16 protein-coding genes are annotated in these 21,170 nt (G+C 38.9%); 11 read left to right on the plus strand and 5 right to left on the minus strand.

Features of this window, described 5'->3' with window-relative positions; genetic code table 11:
* Positions 1-282 precede the first annotated feature (282 nt).
* The 6 genes from MSTHT_RS09555 (at position 283) to MSTHT_RS09585 (ending at position 8,309) form a co-directional block, all read left to right on the plus strand.
* Positions 283-1,737 (plus strand): OB-fold nucleic acid binding domain-containing protein, encoded by a 1,455-nt coding sequence (locus MSTHT_RS09555; RefSeq protein ID WP_048167576.1) that lies wholly within the window; start codon positions 283-285, stop codon positions 1,735-1,737.
* A gap of 683 nt (positions 1,738-2,420) precedes the next feature.
* Positions 2,421-3,686: a CBS domain-containing protein gene (locus MSTHT_RS15200; RefSeq protein ID WP_231588061.1), complete on the plus strand. Its 1,266-nt coding sequence runs from the start codon at positions 2,421-2,423 to the stop codon at positions 3,684-3,686.
* A 99-nt stretch (positions 3,687-3,785) separates the two neighbouring features.
* Positions 3,786-4,601 carry a CBS domain-containing protein gene (locus MSTHT_RS09570; RefSeq protein ID WP_048167577.1) on the plus strand — a complete coding sequence of 272 codons (816 nt, stop codon included), beginning with the start codon at positions 3,786-3,788 and terminating at the stop codon, positions 4,599-4,601.
* 324 nt (positions 4,602-4,925) lie between these two features.
* On the plus strand, positions 4,926-5,924 hold the full coding sequence (locus MSTHT_RS09575; protein ID WP_048167578.1) for a CBS domain-containing protein: 999 nt from the start codon (positions 4,926-4,928) through the stop codon (positions 5,922-5,924).
* A 592-nt stretch (positions 5,925-6,516) separates the two neighbouring features.
* On the plus strand, positions 6,517-7,362 hold the full coding sequence (locus MSTHT_RS09580; protein ID WP_048167579.1) for a CBS domain-containing protein: 846 nt from the start codon (positions 6,517-6,519) through the stop codon (positions 7,360-7,362).
* A gap of 170 nt (positions 7,363-7,532) precedes the next feature.
* Positions 7,533-8,309, plus strand: a complete 777-nt coding sequence (locus tag MSTHT_RS09585; RefSeq protein ID WP_181952221.1) for a CBS domain-containing protein — start codon at positions 7,533-7,535, stop codon at positions 8,307-8,309.
* 315 nt (positions 8,310-8,624) lie between these two features.
* On the opposite strand, the gene MSTHT_RS09590 is transcribed toward MSTHT_RS09585, so the two are convergent.
* Positions 8,625-9,416, minus strand: a complete 792-nt coding sequence (locus MSTHT_RS09590) for a TIGR00266 family protein (RefSeq protein WP_048167581.1) — start codon at positions 9,414-9,416, stop codon at positions 8,625-8,627.
* A gap of 219 nt (positions 9,417-9,635) precedes the next feature.
* Between MSTHT_RS09590 and MSTHT_RS09595 the strand changes: the two genes are divergently transcribed.
* The 3 genes from MSTHT_RS09595 to MSTHT_RS09605 all read left to right on the plus strand — a co-directional run bounded on the left by MSTHT_RS09595 (position 9,636) and on the right by MSTHT_RS09605 (position 12,835).
* Positions 9,636-10,808 (plus strand): RNA ligase, encoded by a 1,173-nt coding sequence (locus tag MSTHT_RS09595; protein ID WP_048167582.1) that lies wholly within the window; start codon positions 9,636-9,638, stop codon positions 10,806-10,808.
* A 378-nt stretch (positions 10,809-11,186) separates the two neighbouring features.
* Positions 11,187-12,263, plus strand: a complete 1,077-nt coding sequence (locus MSTHT_RS09600; RefSeq protein WP_048167583.1) for an elongation factor Tu — start codon at positions 11,187-11,189, stop codon at positions 12,261-12,263.
* A 32-nt stretch (positions 12,264-12,295) separates the two neighbouring features.
* A complete protein-coding gene (locus MSTHT_RS09605) occupies positions 12,296-12,835 on the plus strand; it encodes a gamma-glutamylcyclotransferase family protein (RefSeq protein ID WP_048167584.1) in 540 nt (179 codons plus the stop codon).
* A gap of 103 nt (positions 12,836-12,938) precedes the next feature.
* Here MSTHT_RS09605 and MSTHT_RS09610 read toward each other — a convergent pair whose 3' ends face one another.
* From MSTHT_RS09610 to MSTHT_RS09625, 4 genes are all read right to left on the minus strand, one after another.
* A complete protein-coding gene (locus MSTHT_RS09610; protein WP_048167585.1) occupies positions 12,939-13,712 on the minus strand; it encodes a sugar phosphate isomerase/epimerase family protein in 774 nt (257 codons plus the stop codon).
* A gap of 101 nt (positions 13,713-13,813) precedes the next feature.
* Positions 13,814-14,302, minus strand: coding sequence for an RNA-binding domain-containing protein (locus MSTHT_RS09615; protein ID WP_048167586.1), 489 nt, complete (start codon positions 14,300-14,302; stop codon positions 13,814-13,816).
* 230 nt (positions 14,303-14,532) lie between these two features.
* Complete coding sequence (locus MSTHT_RS09620; RefSeq protein ID WP_048167587.1) at positions 14,533-15,099, minus strand: dephospho-CoA kinase; 567 nt, start codon at positions 15,097-15,099, stop codon at positions 14,533-14,535.
* A 597-nt stretch (positions 15,100-15,696) separates the two neighbouring features.
* On the minus strand, positions 15,697-16,941 hold the full coding sequence (locus tag MSTHT_RS09625; RefSeq protein WP_048167588.1) for an ORC1-type DNA replication protein: 1,245 nt from the start codon (positions 16,939-16,941) through the stop codon (positions 15,697-15,699).
* Between the two features lie 1,889 nt (positions 16,942-18,830).
* Here MSTHT_RS09625 and MSTHT_RS14545 point away from each other — a divergent pair.
* Together MSTHT_RS14545 and mfnA are read left to right on the plus strand one after the other, a co-directional pair.
* On the plus strand, positions 18,831-18,998 hold the full coding sequence (locus MSTHT_RS14545; RefSeq protein WP_156149742.1) for a hypothetical protein: 168 nt from the start codon (positions 18,831-18,833) through the stop codon (positions 18,996-18,998).
* Positions 18,999-19,420: 422 nt separating this feature from the next.
* The gene (gene mfnA / locus MSTHT_RS09630; protein WP_048168518.1) at positions 19,421-20,620 is read left to right on the plus strand and encodes a tyrosine decarboxylase MfnA; all 1,200 of its coding nucleotides are present in this window, start codon (positions 19,421-19,423) and stop codon (positions 20,618-20,620) included.
* The last annotated feature ends 550 nt before the right edge of the window (positions 20,621-21,170 follow it).

Below are 21,170 nucleotides of genomic sequence, written 5' to 3' on the forward strand. Positions count from 1 at the left end.
TTTATTGAATATTTATGGAATAATTATGGAATATTTATGGAAATGCCTGAAATGTGCGTGAAACTTAATTGAAACATTCTTAATTTTTATAGTAATATTAAATTTTCTAATCAACTGGTATCATAAACATTTATAAACAATTTTTAGATTGTATGCCTTAATGCCGGAGCTTGATCCAAAGCAATAGCCTCACTAGCAGCAACCTTACCAGCACATTAATGCCGCCGGAACTTAAACAAATAAAAAACACGGAAAATAAGAATTGTACTTTAAGGGGATAATATGACAGATGTTGAATCAATATATAAAAAGCTCAGCCATGTCATCAGTAAAGAAGATTTTCTGCAGCGTGTCCAGAGAAAGATGGAAAGCATGGGCGGGCTTTGTGATGAACCTATGGCTGCCATGCTGGTTGCCAATGAACTAGGATTTTCAGATGTAAGTCGGGAAAATGTAAAGATTAAGGACATTAAAGCTGACAGCGGACCGGTTAACTTTATTGCAAGAGTATTATCGGTTTTTGATGCCAAGGAATTTACCCGGAATGATGGGACGATAGGAAGGGTGGGAAATTTAATTGTCGGAGATGAGACCGGAAAAATAAAGCTTACTCTCTGGGACAGTATGGCAGATCTCATCAAGGTTGGAAAAATCAAAGTAGGGCAAACCCTCCAGATCAGCGGCTATGCAAAGCAAGGATACTCCGGAGTGGAAGTCAATGTAGGAAATAATGGAGTCATAACCGAGAGTGAAGAAGAAATCGATGTGGTTGCAAGCAGCCAGAAGATTAAGGATGTAAAGGATGGCATGGGAGACCTGAATTTGATAGGTAAAGTTCTGGAAGTCTCAGAAATAAGGACTTTCCAGAGAAAAGACGGCAGCACTGGAAAGGTTGGAAGTCTGCTCCTTGGGGATGCAACAGGCACAATCAGAGTGACATTATGGGATGAGAAAACCGAGTTTCTGAACCAGATAGAATATGGAGATACTGTGGAGCTTATCAATGCTTACGCCCGGGAAAATGCATTTAGTCAGAAAGTTGAGCTTCAGGTAGGAAGCCGAAGTATAATCCGGAAAAGTGAAAAGGAAATTGAGTATAAGGAGAAATTTACCCCGATTGCAGATATCAGTGCTGATATGAATGATGTCAATGTTTGTGGGAGGGTACTGGACATTGGGGAAATTCGCACCTTTGAGAAAAGAGATGGGTCCACCGGAAGAGTCGGAAATCTCCTTATTGGGGATTCCACAGGAAAAATCAGGCTGACTCTCTGGGATGAAAAAACCGACTTTCTGGATGAGATTGATTTTGACGAGACAATAGAAGTACTCCATGCCTATTCTCGGGAAAATGCTTTCAACCAGCAGGTGGAGCTGAATCTTGGAAGCAGAGGGATAATCCAGAAAAGTGAGAAGGAAATTGAGTATAGAGAAAAGTTTACGGATATCGCTGATATTGTCCCAGGGGAGAGTTACTCAGTCCAGGGGAAAGTTTCCGAAATTGGAGAACTCCGGGAGTTTGAGAGGGAAGATGGAACCGAAAGTGTGGTTGCAAATCTGCAACTTGAAGACGAAACCGGTAGCATAAGGATAACTCTCTGGGGAGAGCAGGCATATGTTATCGAGGATCTTGATATTGATTCCGAGATACAGATTATTAACGCATATGCAAAATATGGTCTGAACGAGGAAATCGAGTTGAGTGTCGGGAACCGGAGCAGAGTGATTATACTTTGATCATTCCCCTTCTTCGCTTTATTCCTGATTTACTCCTTCAACCCATATTTTAGCAAAATAAAAGTTTATGAAGTTGCGTTCCAGTGGAAATAAAGGGGTCTAAAAAATTTCCTGCGAGAAAATAGAAAGCATTACAAATATAATTTGAGTTTTTTCTAAACTGTATAAGCCTGCTTTCTAAAATATACTTTTCTTCTGCACTTATTCTTTATACTTTCTGCAAACGGTTAAAGATTTTTCAGTCTCAGCAAAAATCTCCAGTGGAAACAAAGGGGTTCTGAAAATTTTCCTGCAAAAATCCCCTAAATTTTTCTTCATGAAAAGCAAAAGGTACCTTAAAAAGAATGCCCTCCTTACTTCTTGCAAACTTCTATTCTCTGCAAAAAAAGCAAATGCCGTTATCGTTATGTACCATTGACTCATATATATAAGTATCACAAAAACACCCGAAAAGTGTGGGGAAGACACTTAGAGGGAGCGAACAAAAAAAATAAATCCGAAAACTAAGGATTTGCTGGAGTATCATCTTTAAAAAAGCTAATTATTGCAGGACCTGAACCGGAGGGAAGACTAAGGTAGTCTGAAAGTTTTTTCCAAAGGAAACTGGAAGCCTGATGAGCTTTTATATCGTGAGTTTTATTATTGAATTGCCGGAGTTTGGAACGAAGGGGGAGCGGCAGTAAATGGCAGATGGACCTGAGAGGGACATAGATGCTGAGAGCGGAAATTATGCTGACATTCACAATAGAGAGATTGAAAGAGAGCTCTCAGTTGCTGAAGTTATGAATAAAGCAGTTATAGTAATAGATATCAACTCAGATATTCCTGCTATTGCAAGAGAAATGGTCAGTCGTGATGCTGGAAGCGTCATTATCACTGAGAATGGTCAGGCTATGGGCATCATAACTGAAAGAGATCTTGTAAAAAGTATTGTTACAGAAAACAGAAAACCAGATGAAGTGAAAGCAGAGGAAGTCCTCTCAAGTCCTCTTGTAACTATAGAGCCTGAAGCTGATATAATAAAAGCTTCTGAAATCATGTTAAAAGCAAATATTAAAAGGCTGCCAGTCCTGAAAGACAGAACAGTAATAGGAGTGATTTCAAATACTGATATTCTGATGGTAACACCTGGACTTAATACTATTCTTAAAGATCTTATTGAAATGAATAGAGACGCTCTCCTCTCCATTCCGCCAAGAGACGAGATCCCGGATTTAAAAAATTCCAGAATAAATGTATGTGAATCCTGTGACTCTATTTCCTTTGACCTGAAGTATCTAGACGGCAGGTATTTATGTGGAAGCTGCCGGCATGAGCATGATATAGAGGCTGACAGGGGAAGATATGCTGGTCTCCACAATAGAAATATTGGTAAAGTCTCAGTTGCTCAAGCTATGAACAAGGCAGTCATAATAATGGACATAGACTCAGATATTCCTGCTATTGCAAGAGAAATGGTCAGCCGTGATGCTGGAAGCGTCATTATCACTGAGAATGATAAGGCTATGGGCATCATAACTGAAAGGGATCTGGTAAAAGGTATTGTTGCAGAAAACAGAAAACCAGATGAAGTAAGAGCGGAGGACATTCTCTCAAGCCCTCTTATAACTATAGAACCCGAAAAAAGTATTGCAGAAGCTTCCGAAATAATGTTAAAAGCAAACATTAAAAGATTGCCAGTTCTGGAAGACAGAAAAGTAATAGGAATAATTTCGAATACTGATATCCTGATGGTAACACCTGGACTTAGTACTATTCTTAAAGATCTTATTGATATGAACAGAGAAGCTCTACTATCTGTCCCATCGATTGAAGAAATTTCAGAGTCTGAAGATTTTCCCTCGGGAATATGTGAATCCTGTAATACTTTCTCATATGACCTTAAATTAGTGAACGGACAGTACCTATGTGGAAGATGTCGGGAAGAAGTAGGGGAAAATTACGAGTAATAATTTAATCTTGAATATAATCTTGAAATAGTAATGTATAATCTTGAGATAGTAATTTCCAGAAATTCTTTTTCTAAAGGGAGTATAGGAAGGTAGACAATGAAGGTTAGCGAGATTATGTCAGAAGAGCCTGTGAGCATCAAAGAGGAGGACTTTATTACTCATGCCCGTAAACTGATGCGAAACCACCTTCTTCGAAGCCTCGTTGTTGTTGACGAAGAGAACAGGCTTGTTGGAATGTTGAACGACCAGGATATCTTGAGGGTTACGTCTACACGTTCAAATGTCACAGTAGGGGGGTATGCAAGCCAGTCTCCTACAATCACTCCAGATATGGATATTATGAAGGCTGCAAAGTTAATGGTAGAATCAAAGCAAAATAGAGTTCCGGTTGTTAAGTCAACTACGGACCGCACCGTTGTTGGAATTCTCAGCAGTGTTGATATTCTTAGAAATGTGGAAGTCCCAAAGAATGTTCCCAGCACGCTGGAGGCTATAATGACGAAAAAAGTCAAAACCTGTTCGCCAGATGACAAAGTTAACACGGTTTGGGGGCATATGCTTGAGACAGATTATACGGGTATTCCTGTTATCTCAAAGAAGGGCGAGCCTATTGGAATGATAACCAGAAGGGATATAATCAAATCGGGTGCAGTCCGCATTGAAGTCGAAGATGAAAGGCATACAAAGCCTAAAGAAAGCCCGAAAGTTGAAAAGGTAATGTCAACTCCTGCCTATACACTTTCTGAAAACGACTCAATCCAGAGTGCAATTGATGTGATTCTTCGCTATGATATTGGAAGAGTTACCATAGTAAATGAAGAGGGTAGAGTTTCTGGAATCGTTGATAGACAGGATCTTCTGGAAGCCATTGCCAATGCATGGCCCGAAAAACTCCTCGATGATCGCTTTTGAAAGAAATTATATGGGATATCTTTGGTGAAGATATAGCGACTAACAGAAGGCAACAGCTGACAGAGAATTAACCTGAAAAGCGGTTGAATATTTTCACGCAAAAAGATTATAACGTCAAAGATCATCATTAATAATAATTATAGATTCACAAATGAAAAGAAACTTCTAGGAAAGATTCGGGGGAAATTGCTTTCAGGTTTTATTTTTTCCAGGAGCAAACCCGTGCCTGCTAAAAATTTAACTGTGGACTCCATGTAAATTTCTGCAAGACAGAAAGAAAAAGAAACGGAATATGAAAAAAGCAATTAACTGTAACTGGATTCGGTGATCCTATTGAACAGAAATAGTACATTTTCGTCCGTCGATAAGATGAAAGTTCAGCCAGGTGTGAGCAAGTCCAAGAAAGCGCAGCAGAAAGACCCGCATACGATTAGCAGCATGGGCACTATGCGAATAGGTCCTGAGTTTAAATCCCGTATCTCAGAACATGAGGGAAAGATCCTGGCCCTGGCAACAAGAAATGTAGTAACCCTCCCTCCTACCGCAACAATTATGGAAGCAATCAAGATTATGACTGAGAAGAGGTTCCGGCGCATTCCAATTACAGACGCTGGAACGAGAAGACTGGAAGGGGTGGTTACTTCCGTAGACATTATCGATTTCCTGGGGGGTGGCACAAAGAACCTGCTTGTTGAGAATCGCTTTAAAGGTAACCTTCTAGCTGCAATCAACGCCGAAGTAAGGCAAATAATGGAAACTAATATTCCTTATCTCAATGACCAGGCTGACTTTAAAGATGCAGTCTCAATGATGGTCGAAAAGAGGACAGGCGGACTGCCAATTGTGAATAATAACATGCAGGTTGTTGCAATCTTTACCGAAAGGAATGCAATTGAACTGATGGGCGGGCTTGTGACAAATCGGACTGTTGATGAGTACATGACCGAGAACGTCAAGATGGTATCAACCGATACACCTATTGGTCAAGCAGCAAAAGTAATGGTAAGTAACAGACTCCGAAGGCTTCCTGTAGTTAAGGATGGGATCTTTGCGGGAATTGTCACTTCCTCTGATATTGTCCATTTCCTTGGCAGAGGAGATGCTTTCACCAAACTGACAACAGGAAATATTCATGAGGCATTTGACCAGCCTGTAGGATCTATCGTCTCAAGAGAACTGATATGGACTGAACCAGGGACAGACCTGGGAAAGGCAATGGAAATAATGCTTGAGAAAAAGATAGGTTCACTCCCGATTCTGGAGGATGGGGTGCTCCGTGGCATCATTACTGAAAGGGATTTCCTGAGATCACTGCTTGAATGAATTGCGAAGAAATGAATTGATTGGAACCAATCCCTATTAGTTTTGAACGATGCGGGACAGTTCGAGCTGGCAAAAATTGGCGAAAACTGTCCCAAATGTCCTCAAACTATCCCGGAATTTGACACAGTATAATGAAGTTGGAGTGTAAGAACTGGATCTAGAGTGTAAAAGTTGGATCTGGAATGTAAAGCTGGATCTAGAGTATAAAAGTTGAATCTGGAATGTAAAACTGGATCTGGAGTGTAAGAAACGGATCTGGAGTATAAGAACTGGAATTACAATAGACCCGGAATTAGAATAGATCCGAAGATTTAGGACGTAATCTTTCGAGAGCTTAAATTTTCAGGAGTTTTGGAGAAAAGGAAAATTCCCTGGTGGAAAGATTGAGAAGTAACTCGACTTTGAATATTCAGGATTTTGAAGTGTAGCCCATTTTGAATAGAACTTTTTCAAGTTAGCCTCACTTCAACAAAAAGCATACGTTACTTCTCTAAAACTTTAGCGTATACAGCTAAAAATTGTGAAGTCTGCAATCAATTCAAAAACTATAATTATCGATACTTATATATTATGAAAGTGAAGGAGGTACTTCATGAACGTGGCGGACATCATGAGCTCACCTGTATATGTTATAAATGCAGATGAGCCCGTGTCACATGCGAGAAAACTGATGTTAAGGCATAAAATCAGTACGCTGCTTGTCCTCAACGAAGGCAAGATGGTGGGAATCGTCACAAAATCAGACATCGCTAACCGGCTGGCTCAGGCCGAACCTCTCTGGAGGAGGAGGCCAATAGACCAGGTGCCTATCAAGTTATTGATGACTGAATCGGTTATTACCATCTATCCCGAAGCCTCTATTTCCCAGGCAGCTGCTTTAATGCTTGAAAACAGAGTGCACAACATTCCGGTAGTAAAGAACGATATTGTAGGCATTGTAACCAGGACAGATCTTGTGCGCTATGTTGCAGAAAATGAAGAGGAAATAAAAACAAAAATCCCCAAATTAATGACGGAAGATATCGTTTCTGTTCACAGACATCACACAATCAACCATGTAATTGACGAAATGAACAGAAATGAGATCGAAAGAGTAATCGTTAAAGATGATGCAGGAAAACCAGTAGGGATTATTTCCAGAAAGGACCTTGCTTTAAACCTCTTAACTGACTTTCAGGGCGAACTTTCCACAAAGAACATAAAAATGACTCGTAAATCTTCTCCTGGAGGCCAAAAAACCTACAGATATGTAAAAGAGGTACCTTTAACCGCAGAGGACATAATGGTTTCTCCGATAGTTTCCATTGACGTAAATGAAACTGTCAGTAACGCCGCAAAAAAGATGATTGAAGAAGGGCTGACTGCGCTGCCTGTCAGTGATGGAGAAGATATAGTGGGAATATTAAGCAGAACCGACATTATGAAAGCCGTCCTCTGAAACATTGTAATGTGAAATACATGCTGCATAAAAAACGTGAAGAAGTTAATAAAGCAGCAAAAGTAAGAGAAAGATGCAAAATTAAAGTGCAGGAAAACGGATGAAGAAAACACGCAGAAAATTGCGGAAAAGTATGATTCAAAACTCTGGATACGCATGAGGTGAATTGCATGCAAGTTAAAGACATAATGGTACAGCCATATAAAATTAACAAGTCAGACACCATATCTCACGCCCTGGACCTTATGGAAAAGAAGAATACAAAGCGCCTGCTGGTAGTCAACGGCGATCAGGTAATGGGTGTACTTACAATGAGAAGTCTGACAGAGCAGCTCGGAACTCGCAAGAAACTGAGCAAACCTGCATCCTCTTTGCATGTTGCAACAGCCGTATCCGACAACTTTGTAAAGGTTCTGCCCGATACCGATGTCAGAGATGCCCTTACCCTAATGAAAAAGAAAGGTGGCGTAATTATTGTCACTGATAACGGAAACGCCCTGGGTTGGGTGACACCCCAGGAATTCATGAAGATAAACCACTTCACTGGCTTTGTTGGGGAAGTAATGGAGAAAAACCCTATCGTTGTCAGCCCTTCTGACAGAGTGAGCCACGCCAGACGGCTTATTCTTGATAAGAATGTGGGAAGGCTGCCAGTAGTTGAAAATGGAAAACTCGTAGGTATTATTGCTGAGGATGACATCGCCTTTGCCATGCGTTCTTTCAGAGACCTGGTAGCTGACAACCAGCAAGATTCAAGGATAAGAAACCTGCTGGTAGGGGACATTATGACCCGCAGTGTCATAAGTGTTCATACCAATACTCCTCTTGCAGAAGCTGTCCAGATAATGATAGAACACGATGTTGGAGGTGTTCCGGTCCTTAACCTGGAAGAGGAACTTGTTGGTTTCCTTGCCCGGAGGAATATAATAAATACAATTGAGGAATAAGCTCAAATCCAGAAAGACTGAGCCAGAAAAAACTTAATTAAAGCACTAAATCAATTAATTAAATGGAAGAAAATAATTAAGAGAAAGCCTGTTCTATTAAGGCAGGCTTTTTTCAATTTCTAATTTTCCTTTGGATTGATTTCTCATTTCTTAATGATTTCTGTTCTATAGTGAATCCTATTTTACAGCGGGTTCTATCCTGCAGCAAACTCTATTTTGAAGCAAGTCCTGTTTTGCAGCGAATTCTATTTTACAGTAATTTCTGTTTTAGTGCTGTTTTAGTGTGATTTTTTGATCTTACAACTATCTCATGTTTTAAAAGCCTTTATCTCCACCAATCAGGCCTCCAAGGACATCACTTCCAAGTATGCCGCTCTGTTCTTCCCGGTTGCGACCGTAGGCAGAAGCTGCAATGATCCTGTCAGCGAGGCGGGAGAAAGGCAGGCTCTGCAAATATATTGTGCCCGGACCTGTAAGGGTTGCAAGGACAACTCCTTCACCGCCGAAGAGAGCATTTTTAAAATTCCTTGACCAGGTTATATCATAGGTCACAGTTTCGGTGAAAGCTGCCACACAGCCTGTATCGACACGGTATGTCTCGCCAGGTGCCAGATCCTTTCTTATGACTGTACCCCCAATATGTAGGAAAGCCAGGCCGTCACCCTTCAATCTCTGCAGGATAAAACCTTCGCCACCGAATAGCCCTGCCCCGAGCTTGCGGGTGAAAGCGACTTCTATTTCTACTCCGCGAGCTGCACAGAGAAATGAGTCTTTCTGACAGAGGAGGCTGCCTCCGAATTTGGTAAGGTCAATAGGGATAATCTTGCCCGGATATGGAGCTGCAAATGCTACATGCCCTTTCCCGGAACCCTTATGGATAAAGCTTGTAATGAAGAAACTTTCTCCTGCAAGCACTCGTTTAAGTCCTTTTTTCAGGCTTCCGAAAAGTCCACCTCCTTCATTACCCATGCTTGTCTGCATCTGGATTCCTGGTCCCATATAAGCCATAGCCCCGGCTTCTGCCTGGACGGCTTCTTCAGGATCGAGCTCGATTTCAACAATCTGCATATCGTCGCCCATAATCTGGTAGTCGATTTCATCTGCCATTTTACAATCTCCAATTTTTTGCAAACTCAAGTAAAACAGGATTAGAAACAGATTAGAACCGAATACTTAAAAAGATTTTTAATGTATGGTCATTTCTCAAGATTTTTCAATTTATCTCCTGAAAAATAACCTGTTAGAATATACCCGATTCGAAGACATGTTCCGAATATATGCCTGAGAATGGCAATTTATTTCAGGGCTGAGGACAGATAAATAAACATGAGCAGAGAGGGTAATGAGGAAGTAGATCCTGAATTTGTGTCCCGGCTTGCCAGCTATCTAGGGTTTAATAAGGAAAGAGTTCAACATCTTTTTGAGAAGAGTTATCTCGCCCGAAACTGGGGAAAATATGAAAATTTGCTCCGTTTCGATAAGGAAATATCCCATATCGAAAGAGGAACAGTACTTTATGAGAAAGACGGTTCTTTCGAAGCCATTGTGGGCTTTCCGAAAATCCGACGAGCTATGGTGCTGAATCCTACGATTAAAAAACACTTCAGCGGACTTGAGAAAGTAGCCGTGGAAGAAAAAATGAATGGATATAATGTCCGTATAGCGATTGCAAAAGATGAAATCCTTGCAATTACACGAAGCGGATATATCTGCCCTTATACGACTCAAAAAGCAAAAGAGAAATTGAACCTGAAGTTCTTTGAAGATTTCCCAGAGCTTGTACTCTATGGAGAAATGGTAGGACCTGATAACCCATATGTTCCAAAAGAGATCTATGATATCGAATCTGTAGAATTTTACATATTTGATATCCGGAAGAAAAACAGTGGTGAACCTCTTCCAATAAAAAAGAGGCAGGAAATCCTGGAAAAATATGGTTTTTTCCAGGTAAGGTTTTTCGACGAATTCCCATTGGAAACTGCTGCTGAAGAAATTGAAAAAATTATTCGGGAACTTGGAGAAATAGAACATGAGGGTGTTGTAATAAAGGACCCAGACATGATGCTTTCCCCGTTAAAATATACCTCTTCACAAAGTAATTGTTCGGATCTCAGGCACGCCTTTAAGTTTTACAATGAAACAGGCAGAGATTACATGCTTTCCCGAATTGTCAGAGAAGGTTTCCAGACAGTTGAATGGGATGAGGATGAGACCGAATTTGAAGAACGCTGTATGAAACTTGGAAAAAGCATATTGGGCCCTCTCAGAGAATCTATAAGAACTGTGAAAAACGGTCAAAGGCTATATGAAGAGGCAAGGATAAGGGTAAGGGACTTAAAAACTGCAGCCGATTTTGAGGGATACCTTAAAAGACTCGGGATCGATGCAATTTTTGAAGAGCCTCAACCGATCGGAGACGAGTATCGGATAGTTATAAAGAAGATTAATAAAAGCACCAATGATAAGACTCATGCAATCTTGCAAGGTGAGACGTGGTAATTCTTTCCTCAGAATGTTATTCTTGAGCTTTGAAGTCTTGAGACCCTTTTTCAAAATGTTTCGAAAAGAAATATATTATAGTATAATTATACCAGATGCAAATTTCAAAGTTGTAATATCACTAAGGTCTCAGAGGTACATAGAACAATTCTCACTTATAAAACAATTCTCACTTACAAAACAATTCTCACTTATAAACTCACTATAAAACAATTCTCACTTGCAAAACAACTCGCACTTACAAAGCAATTCTCGCTTATAAAACAATTCGCACTTATAAAATAATTTACACTCACAAAATAACTCATGATAATAAAATAAATCACACTTAAACAGTTTTTAAATATAGAAATTTAAGGAACGAAAAAGGGATCCAGTATGACAAATCTTGCAATTATCGGGGCGGAAAAAAGTGGAAGAACTTCCCTTGCCGCAAACCTGGGGAGAAAAGGAACATCCTCCGACGTAACTATGTACAATAACGATAAGGAAAGCCGGAAAATGGTTTTTGTGGACCCTCACGGCTATCCTAAAGCCATAAAGCCGTTGATCACGGCACTGAATATTTCGGATATGGCGATTCTCTGCATCCCTCCTGACGGCTTGGATAAGAACAATCCTGCAAGTGTTCATACAGGAGAATGTATTGTTGCCCTGGATCTGCTCGGTTTCAAGTATGGAATAATTGCCCTTACAAAGTCCGACAGTACCCATATGCATGCGATCGATGAGCTGAAAAAGAAAATAAAATTAATGACTGCAGGCACTTCTCTTCAGGACTGGGAATGCATTTCCTTGAATACCAATAAAGGTGCAAAAAACCCTTTTGAAGGTATGGAAGAGCTTAAAGCCAAGATTAACAAGATTTCGGAAAAGATCGAAGCTGAACAGGCTGAGTTGAATAACCTGCCTGCCAGGGTGTTTATAGACCATGCCTTCAATGTTACTGGAAAGGGCTGTGTTGTTCTTGGTGTTGTCAAACAGGGAATCTCAAAAAGTAAGGACAAGACCAAAATTTTCCCGCTGGACAGGGATATTGAAATCAGGTCAATTCAGAGCCATGATGTCGATATTGACAGCGCACCCGCAGGCACCAGAGTTGGGATGCGCCTTAAAAACGTGCAGGCAAAAGATATCGAAAGGGGATTTATTATCTCTGATAAGGAAATTGTAAGTACTGACTATATCCTTGAATGCACCATCTCAAAATTTACACGGGCAATTGAGACCTCGGGTGTGCTTCATCTCTTTGTTGGTCTGCAGTCCGAACCCGTGCGTGTGGAAAAGATTATGGTTGATGGTCAGGAAGTTAAAGAAGTAAAGCCTGGCAGTACCTGTGTGATGGAACTCTCAGGCAATAAAAAAGTAGCTTATAGCAAAGAGGATCGTTTCCTGTTGGCAAACCTCGACCTTCCACAGCGGTTTGTAGGCTACGGCTTCCCCAAGTTTCTTTAAATTATTTTTTTAAAGGAATGAAAGGTAATAATATGGAAAACGACTCAGGAAAAAAGGGAACCATACATGAAAATGGGGAAAATAAGGTAAGGGATAAAACCCTTTATGGGCGCGTCTTTCACAGAAATGTCTGCTGGCAGCGTTCTTATGAGAGACCGGAAGGTGAAGAGCTTATTATGGCACTATACGGCAGCCTCAGAAATGGTCTTTACAACAGCAGGCGTTTCGATCTGCCGAACAAATCAGAATTCCTGGGCATAACAAAAGTGAGAGGATACTCTCTTTACTCTCTGGGTCCCTATCCTGGCGTCTACCCTTCAGAAGAAGATTCGTATGTCATAGCTGAAGTGCGCAGGTTTTCAGGAAAACAGCAACTTGAGGTCGCCAGAACAATTGATTATATTGAACTCTTCGGAGGATACCACAGAGAATATGTGGATCTTGAAATTGGCGAACAGAAGCTCAAGGGCTTTATTTATGTTTGTGATGAGAAGCCCGAGTCAGAAAAGATCGAGCATGGCGACTGGGTCAGATACCTGAAAGAGAGAGGGTTAGAGGAAGAGAGTAATTAAAGGAAATAAATGGAAAATAGAGAGGAATGGATATTAGAAAATAGAGGAATAGATATTGGAAAATAAAGGATTATATTATTCCTTGAGAAATGAAACATGAAAATCACAGGTTCCTTAAAAACTCAAGGCTTTCGATTCCCTCTTCTACCGAATTCACTTCGGTAACAAAAATTCCTTTATAATCAGAAAGTTTTTCCATAACTCGTTTCCAGTCTATTGTTCCTTTACCCAGTGGAAGATGTTCATCTTTTTTACCCATATTGTCATGGATATGTACATGGGAGATTTTTTTTGTAAGAAGATCAAGGAATTCGTCAATAACCCCAACTGTATTCGCATGACCGACATCAAAAGTAAAGCCAACATTATGGCTTCCGATAGATTCTAACATTTCTAGCATTTCTTCAGGATATTTCCCGAAAATTTTCGGCAGATCAGGCATATTTTCAACGGCAACTAGGATTCCAAAATCTGCTGCAAAATCACAGATTTCCCGGAGAGAGGCAAGATTGGTAAAATAAGCTTCCTGCGGAACCTGCGCACCATAAGGGGAAAGATAACCTGGGTGAATTACAGCCAGATTAACATAGTTAGAGGCAAGAGTCAGGTGATGTTTCATTTGCCTGATCACCTCTGCCCTGATTGAGTCATTCAGACCTGCCAGATTCATATCTGAGAAAGGCAGGTGCAGAGTTAACTCAAGACCAGTGGTTTCACTGATGTTTTTTAAATTCTGGATGTTCTTACTATTCAGGCATTGAGACCCTTCCTGTACGATCTCCCAACCGGTATACCCATAATCCTCAAGCGTGTAAGCCCACTTGAAAGGGTCTTCAACGACTGAGCGCGACGAATAGCTTATTCTCTGCAATTGCATAACACAACTTCATTCCTTTTCATTTATCAATACGTTTGTGGGCGCGAATTGAGATATATTTAACTAAATCATTTAACTAAATGTGAATGAACCGCTAAAGCTTAAGCCCCCCAATCTCTTTGCACATAGTCCATCTCTACTTCAACAACAGGTTTTCCTTCTTCAGTAGGAGGTAAAAGCCATTCAAAAAGTCTTTCCATTTCTTCCTGAGAGTCAGCCCTGATAATAATTTCGATAGATCCGAGAGGTTCTTCCTGTGCAGGAATACTGGGAACTCCGACAAAAGCAGCCTGTTTGTTGAGTAAAAACCGAACCGAAAGCCTATCACTGGATAAGCCTTCAATGAATGCCTTGTTGCGAACACTATCTATGATTTCTTCTCTGCGAATTAGCCCATGCAGAGTTTGTAAGATCTCAATTCCTCCCTCCGCTGAAAAGAAAAAAGAAGGAGAAGCCTCTGTTTCAGACCCTGTGGTATTAATAACTTCTTTTCTGAGTTTGATGTCATTAAAAAGGGATGAAATAGCTTTAATAACTTTTTCCGGGTCTTCCGTAGGATATACAGCTGCTGAAACTTTAACTCGTATCATAAGTCTGCTCCAATGAATTAAAAAATGGATTGTCTCCGTACCTACCGTATTTTTCATTCAGGAGATTATACCTATAGTGTATTTCGTTCAGGTGATTATACCTATACTGTAAGTGTATTTTGCTCAGAAATTATACTAGTATATTCATTCCGGAGATTATACCTTAGTATATTTCATTCGGGAATTAATTTCGTAATCTGCTCAGAAAAATTATTTTTTCTATTCTATTTTTAAGATTTATTCTGTAGGCTCTTTCCTAAGTAGTTGCTCAAAACTTCAATAACATCTTTTCTGAAAGTTTCCAGAGTGAAATTATTTTCAATTTCGATATTGGATGCTTCTATAGCTTCCCCCATACCCCAGCTGAGTTCTCGCTCGTCCCGACGGCGGAGCCCTTCTATGCTGTCCATATCATCACTTCTGCCCCGTTTCTTGATTCTGGAGAAACGAACTTCGAGAGGAGCGTATATAGAAATCAAGATGAAGCCTTCTCCGAATTCTCGCCTGAAACATTCCACTTCAGCAATCCCGCGTACCCCATCCACAACAATGATGTCAGAACCTGCTTCTTTTATTTGAGAAATGCAGCGTATGGCGACTGCGTCCATGCCTTCACACTTGCGAAGCTGTGTTGCAACCATCCCGGTATTGAAATCGTTGGGCTCAAGCCCGCGCTTTAGAACTTCCTTCCGGATTACGTCACCCATATTAACAACGGGAATACCCATCTTAGCAGCAATTTTGGCAGCTTCGGATTTTCCAGACGCTGGCATGCCTACGAATGCTATTATTTTCATCAAAAATTACCTTTTAAACTTGAATAATTAGATTTGAGTTATTATAAACTTGAATAATTAGATTTGAGTTATTAACTTGATTGTTTAGTCCTGATTCATTGACTGAACTGTTATCATTGACCGAACTGTTATCATTGAACTGTCATCATTGACTGAGTTGTAATCAGACTTATTAAATTTACATTAATAAGTTAAACTATCGAACCATTATATTTGCGTTAATAAGTTAAATACCAACCATTAGATTTGAATTATTGAGTTATTGAATTTAAATAGAAAATTGGCTGTCATCAAATCTTAACTACAGAGTGAGCAGGATTTGAATCATAACTTAGAGTAGCTTGAATAATGAAGTTTATATGTCAGCTGCATAAGTCAGTACGTTAACTGCATAGTTAATATGACTCTAGTCAAACCACAGGATCATATATATTATTTCCTGAAAACTTACGCTGATTAATTGAAAAATTCCTGAAGTAAGAGCAATTAAGAGTGGCTGAAGGAAAATAATTAAGAGTGGCTGAGAGAAAATTTGAAAAATAAGGAATCAACGCTGGGTCAGGAAAAGTAAGGATAGAGAGATAGAGGGGAAGACCCTCATGAAAACATTTTGCTAAAAGCAGACGTTTTAAAATCCACCAGGGGTTTGAGCCTGTAATCCTCAAGAAGTACTTTTCGAGTGTTTTCTACTGGAACACTCAGGGAAATTTCTTTAGTTCTGCCGTAACGACCTTTGCTTACAACCACTGCATTAACTATGCCCAGCATATCAAGCTCGGACATGAGGTCGGTAACCCTGCGTTGCGTAAGGATATCTACGTCAATGTGATGGCAGAGCTGGCGGTAGACGTTGTACATCTCGCCTGTCGTGACATTCTTACCTTCTCTGCCCCGGCTCCGCAGCAGAATAATGCTGTAAAGTACGAGTTTGGACTGGGTGGGAAGGGTCCTTACTACTTCGACCACGCGATCGATTTCGATTTTTTCCTGAGCACGTCTGACATGCTCTTCAAGAACCTGGGGCTGGTTTTCCCGCTCTGCAATTTCTCCTGATACCCGAAGGAGGTCAAGTGCACGCCTTGCATCACCGTGCTCCTGGGCTGCAAATGCAGCGCATAAGGGAATTACCATTTCACCTAGAGCGCCTTCATTGTAAGCCATCTTTGCTCTTTGTTTCAGGATATCACTGATCTGTTCAGCATCATATGGAGGGAAAATGAGTTCCTCTTCACCCAGGGAACTTTTAACCCTGGGGTCCAGAAACTCAGTGAATTTCAGATCGTTTGAGACACCAATCATACTGACTTTGGCTCTCCGCAAATCTGTATTGATTCTCGATAGATTGTAAAGGACATCATCACCTTTTTTGATAAGCTTATCAATTTCGTCCAGAATTATGATAATAACCTGCTCTTTTGAGTCAATTGCCTCCTTAAATTTCATGAAGACCTGATCCGTAGGCCACCCGGTCATAGGAACTTCTTCTTCAAAATGCCTGGCAAGATTTGCAAGGAGCCGATACTGTGTGTCGATTACTTCACAATTAATATAAACAACTGAACAAAAAAGTGATTTTTCTTCGCTTACTCTTTCAAGTTCTTTTCCAACGTAGCGAGTGACTGCTGTTTTTCCTGTTCCTGTTTTTCCATAAATCAACACATTGGAAGGAGTTTCTCCTCGGAGTGCAGAAACCAGGATTGTTGCCAGACCATTAATTTGCTCGTTCCTATGCAGTAAAAGATCAGGTGTATAAGAAGGTCGAAGTACTTCTTTATTTTTGAAAATTGATTTTCCCTCAAGTAATTTTTCGAATAAGCCGTCCAATGATTGAGTTTTTATCATAATGATCCTCTATAAAGATTTATGATGTCAAGTATGTTTGGGGTTAAGGTAGTTGATATACATTTTTTTATAAAGATAGTTGACACATTTATTTACTTTTAACATGGATAATCGGCACACTCAGCGTATTTGAGCAATGCTAATATACGCGATTAATTAATAAAGTAATATAATATACATAATTATATAATATACAAAGTTATACATGGCTATAAGGTGCACATTAAATTTGTAAAGTAAACATAATATACACTGTTAATTGACACAGTAAATAACTCGTATACTATCTTTACTTTACACCTACATTCATTTTTGCTTTTACAGCAACTGTTTTTAATGTTTTATTGCTTTAAAGTGTTTTTCAGCTGCCTGAAATCAGGATTTTTCACAGGCGGCTCCGTTTTTAATTCTCTGAACCTACAGCATTGAATACTCATGTTTTTAGAGCTATATTTTTATAAGTTCTCTAGGTATCTTTCCTGAAGTTACCTGCCTAAATTACCTGTTTAGATGACTTGCATAATCTGATTACTTGCCTAATAATCCTGATTATACTTGCCTAATAATCCTGATTACTTGCCTAATTTTTCTATCCATATTTTAGATAGCTGTAACCGTAATTGCTGTATAAGCCCTGTATTAATATCAATTGCTGCTAAACTATTTTCAGGTAATATTTTCTAAGTGGAGTTGTTTTTAGGTGATATTTTTAGGTAATGTTATGCTCTTGATCAAAGAGAGTCTCAGAGCCGTTATGAATAAGATTTTTTAATGGGAGTTCTGAAAGGGGGATTTGGAAAAGAATGTTTTTTAATTCCAAATTTCACTGAACTTCTAATCCAAATCTCACTAAACTTCTAATCCAAATCTCACTAAACTTCTAATCTTTAACTTCTAATAATCTTTAACTTCTAATCTTTAACTTCTAATCTTAAGATTCTACTATAAACTTTAATTTTGGTTTTTAATTTCGAGCGTTTAACTTTTAATTTTTAACTTTGAATGTTTAACTGCAAATTCTTAAATTAAAATTCTTAAATCTATATTATTATTTCGAGATTTCGAGGGTTAAACTCTACTTTATGATTGTTGGATATTTAGTACGCTGGATTTTTACCACATTGGATTTTTACTAGATATTTTTCTGCTTTCTATGAAAAAACCTGTAAACCCCAATCATGAGGGAGAAGGGATAGTAGATACATGTTTCTTATAGTTAATGCTTGAAATTCTTACCTTCTGTTAATTGCTCCTAAGACGTGGGGCAAATTTTACTTATTGAGGCGCATCTCAAGCCTGAAGAAAACCTTTATTCGGGGTCTTCTTTAGCCAAAATTTTAGGTGAAATTGGTATATAAACAAGTAATTTTAAGCTATATTTGCAGTAGATGCAATGGAAGTACACGTTATTAATTGTTATGGTATAGACCCTTTTATTTCCACTGGAACTTGATTTTATTTTAAATATATACCAAGAAAAACGATAACAGGAAACATAATCAATTTGAGCAAAAATATTCTTGATTCCATAACCACTGGAGGTTAAATTTTAATCCTTCTTTTCGTATGGAAGAAGTTATGAAAAGTTTTTACTCTTTTTCTAAAGTTAAAAGAATAAAAATTTTAAGATAAAATAAGAATCCTGTGTGAATTCAGTATGAGTGAATTTATTGCTGTAGTAAATTGAAAAAATTAAGATAGAGAAAATTGGAAAAATAAAAAATAGAAAATGAAAAATCAAAAGTTGGTCATAAAAATAAAGAAATGAGTAAAGTGAAAGAAAAATAAGTGAAAGTGGGCAGGAAAATAAGGGAAATTAGGAAAATAAAGGAAATAGGAAAAGTGAAAGAAAATAGGAAAAATAAGGGAAATAGAAAAGGTTAGAAAAGGTGAAAGGAAATAAAGAAAAATTAAAAAATAAGGGAAAAATAAGGAAATCTGGAAGAAAAAAAGAAAAGCTGAGAGAAAATAAGGAAAGAATGAATGAAAATAAAAAAGGACCCCTTTGTTTCCACTGGAAAGTTTATATAACCCCCGGACCCCATGATTTCCACTAAAAAGACATCAGGGCTTGAGCCAACAAAATAAAACGAAGTTTTATTTTAGTTGGGAACAAAATAATGTTGTTTAGTTATAGAAATTTTATTATATATAGTTAACTATTACTAAATATTTAATAATTAGTTTATTTAAATGAAAAGTAATGGAAAGATCGTCATTTTTTACCATTAGAAGACAGTTCCATTTGACATTTTAGTTCCATTTGACATTTTCCTTCTTCCATGAAAACATCTCCAATCGAAATAAAGGGGTCCCTCTCTAAAGAAGACATCTCTATGATTAAGATTTTGTGGAATTTTTTCTCTACTTTTTATTCTTTAAAGCAAGGTTTGGCTCTTCTAATTGTATTGTAGATTATCCGGTAATTAGCAGTTAATTCCATAAATCTTTTAAATAAAACTGGTTTTACTCTATGCACATGAATGAGAAGGGTCTTTCCGAGAAGGAGATATTTTCCTATCTGGAACATGTAAAGTCAGAAGATACGGATTACTATAAGGTTTTAAGTTCAATGTGTACTCGCCCACATAAAATTGCGGTTGAGGCTCACAGGATGTTTATTGAGGCTAACCTCGGTGACCTGGGACTTTTTGCAGGTGCTCACAGGCTGGAAAGGGAAGTGGTTATGATGCTTGGAGAACTTCTCCATGCTCAATCTGTTAATGCTCAGTCTGCTGAGACTCCTTCTGGGAGACCCGGTGAGGGTTCGATTTACGGTTATCTCACAACAGGAGGTACGGAATCCAATATCCAGGCTGTCAGGGGCATGAAAAATCTGGCTACTGCGGGTAAGAAGATAGTGGGGACGCCCAACATAGTTATTCCCGAATCAGCTCATTTCTCGTTTGACAAAGTTGCCAATATGATGGGCATTGAGGTTAAAAGAGCTCTTCTGGACTCTGAATTCAAGGTGGATATTGTATCTGTAAAAAGCCTGATAGATGCAAATACTATAGGACTTGTAGGAATAGCAGGAACTACAGAATTCGGCCAGATAGACCCTATTGAGAAACTCTCAAAACTTGCTCTTGATAATGAGCTATTCCTTCACATTGATGCAGCTTTCGGTGGGTTTGTGATCCCATTCCTTGAAAACCCGCAGCCTTTTGATTTCAAAGTTCCAGGTGTCACTTCCATTGCGATAGACCCACACAAAATGGGGCTCTCTACAATCCCATCGGGTGCCCTGCTATTTAGATCTCCTTCTTTCCTTGACTCTCTCAGAGTAAGCACTCCGTATCTTACAACCAAGGCACAGTTCACTCTTACAGGCACCCGCAGTGGGGCTTCAGCTGCTGCCACATATGCAGTCATGAAACATCTGGGCCGTGAAGGGTATAGAAAAAATGTACAGTATTGCATGCAGCTTACTGAAAAACTGGTTAAAGGAGCTAGGAAACTAGGTTTCGAACCTCTGATCGAGCCCATAATGAATGTAGTTGCCCTGAGAGTTCCAAACCCTGACCTTGTTCGGGAACAACTCCTTAAAAGATTCGGATGGAATGTCTCAATCACCCGTAATCCCAGATCTCTCCGTCTAGTTCTCATGCCCCACAACACAGCTCGGGACATAGAAGAATTTCTGCAGGATTTGAAAAAAATAACAGCAGAAATTTAAAGCTTTAATTCTTTTATCCGAAAATTTAAAGCTTTACTTCTTTTGTCCGATTTTCCTATATTCTCCCTGCATTCATTTTTTCCTTCTCATCTACATTTCTTCTTATTATCCTATAATTTACTAACATCTTTTCCTTTTCATCTACATTTCTTCTTATTTATCCTACAATTATACTAATCTTCTACAATATCCTATAATTTACTAATTACTAATCGCCCATAAGCAAATATGTATAGTATTATCGCCAAATAATAAATGGGATCAACTGCCCTTATTAGAAAAGAATATTAAAAACTACTTTACGAGGAAAGATTTGCAAGGTAGCCCGCTCAAGAAAGTTTATTAAACAATTCTAAATTCTATAATGAAAAATTATCGCTATAGAAAAATAACCACTATAGAAAAATTATCATGGGGACTCATTAGGAAAATCAGGGAAACCTGTGAGCAGAATCAGGATAATCTGTGGCAAAACTAATGGATAACTCCAATTTTCTGAGAATATACTGTTTATGATATCTGGACTTAATATTTAAGTTCAAATTTGATG

It is taken from the genome of Methanosarcina thermophila TM-1 (assembly GCF_000969885.1).
Classification (GTDB): Archaea; Halobacteriota; Methanosarcinia; order Methanosarcinales; family Methanosarcinaceae; genus Methanosarcina; species Methanosarcina thermophila.

Bases quoted from the DNA above. Each gene is read 5' to 3' on its own strand.
- MSTHT_RS09555 (WP_048167576.1), top strand. From the start codon at position 283: ATGACAGATGTTGAATCAATATATAAAAAGCTCAGCCATGTCATCAGT.
- MSTHT_RS15200 (WP_231588061.1), top strand. From the start codon at position 2,421: ATGGCAGATGGACCTGAGAGGGACATAGATGCTGAGAGCGGAAATTAT.
- MSTHT_RS09570 (WP_048167577.1), top strand. From the start codon at position 3,786: ATGAAGGTTAGCGAGATTATGTCAGAAGAGCCTGTGAGCATCAAAGAG.
- MSTHT_RS09580 (WP_048167579.1), top strand. From the start codon at position 6,517: ATGAACGTGGCGGACATCATGAGCTCACCTGTATATGTTATAAATGCA.
- MSTHT_RS09585 (WP_181952221.1), top strand. From the start codon at position 7,533: ATGCAAGTTAAAGACATAATGGTACAGCCATATAAAATTAACAAGTCA.
- MSTHT_RS09590 (WP_048167581.1), bottom strand. From the start codon at position 9,416: ATGGCAGATGAAATCGACTACCAGATTATGGGCGACGATATGCAGATT.
- MSTHT_RS09595 (WP_048167582.1), top strand. From the start codon at position 9,636: ATGAGCAGAGAGGGTAATGAGGAAGTAGATCCTGAATTTGTGTCCCGG.
- MSTHT_RS09600 (WP_048167583.1), top strand. From the start codon at position 11,187: ATGACAAATCTTGCAATTATCGGGGCGGAAAAAAGTGGAAGAACTTCC.
- MSTHT_RS09605 (WP_048167584.1), top strand. From the start codon at position 12,296: ATGGAAAACGACTCAGGAAAAAAGGGAACCATACATGAAAATGGGGAA.
- MSTHT_RS09610 (WP_048167585.1), bottom strand. From the start codon at position 13,712: ATGCAATTGCAGAGAATAAGCTATTCGTCGCGCTCAGTCGTTGAAGAC.
- MSTHT_RS09615 (WP_048167586.1), bottom strand. From the start codon at position 14,302: ATGATACGAGTTAAAGTTTCAGCAGCTGTATATCCTACGGAAGACCCG.
- MSTHT_RS09620 (WP_048167587.1), bottom strand. From the start codon at position 15,099: ATGAAAATAATAGCATTCGTAGGCATGCCAGCGTCTGGAAAATCCGAA.
- MSTHT_RS09625 (WP_048167588.1), bottom strand. From the start codon at position 16,941: ATGATAAAAACTCAATCATTGGACGGCTTATTCGAAAAATTACTTGAG.
- mfnA (WP_048168518.1), top strand. From the start codon at position 19,421: ATGAATGAGAAGGGTCTTTCCGAGAAGGAGATATTTTCCTATCTGGAA.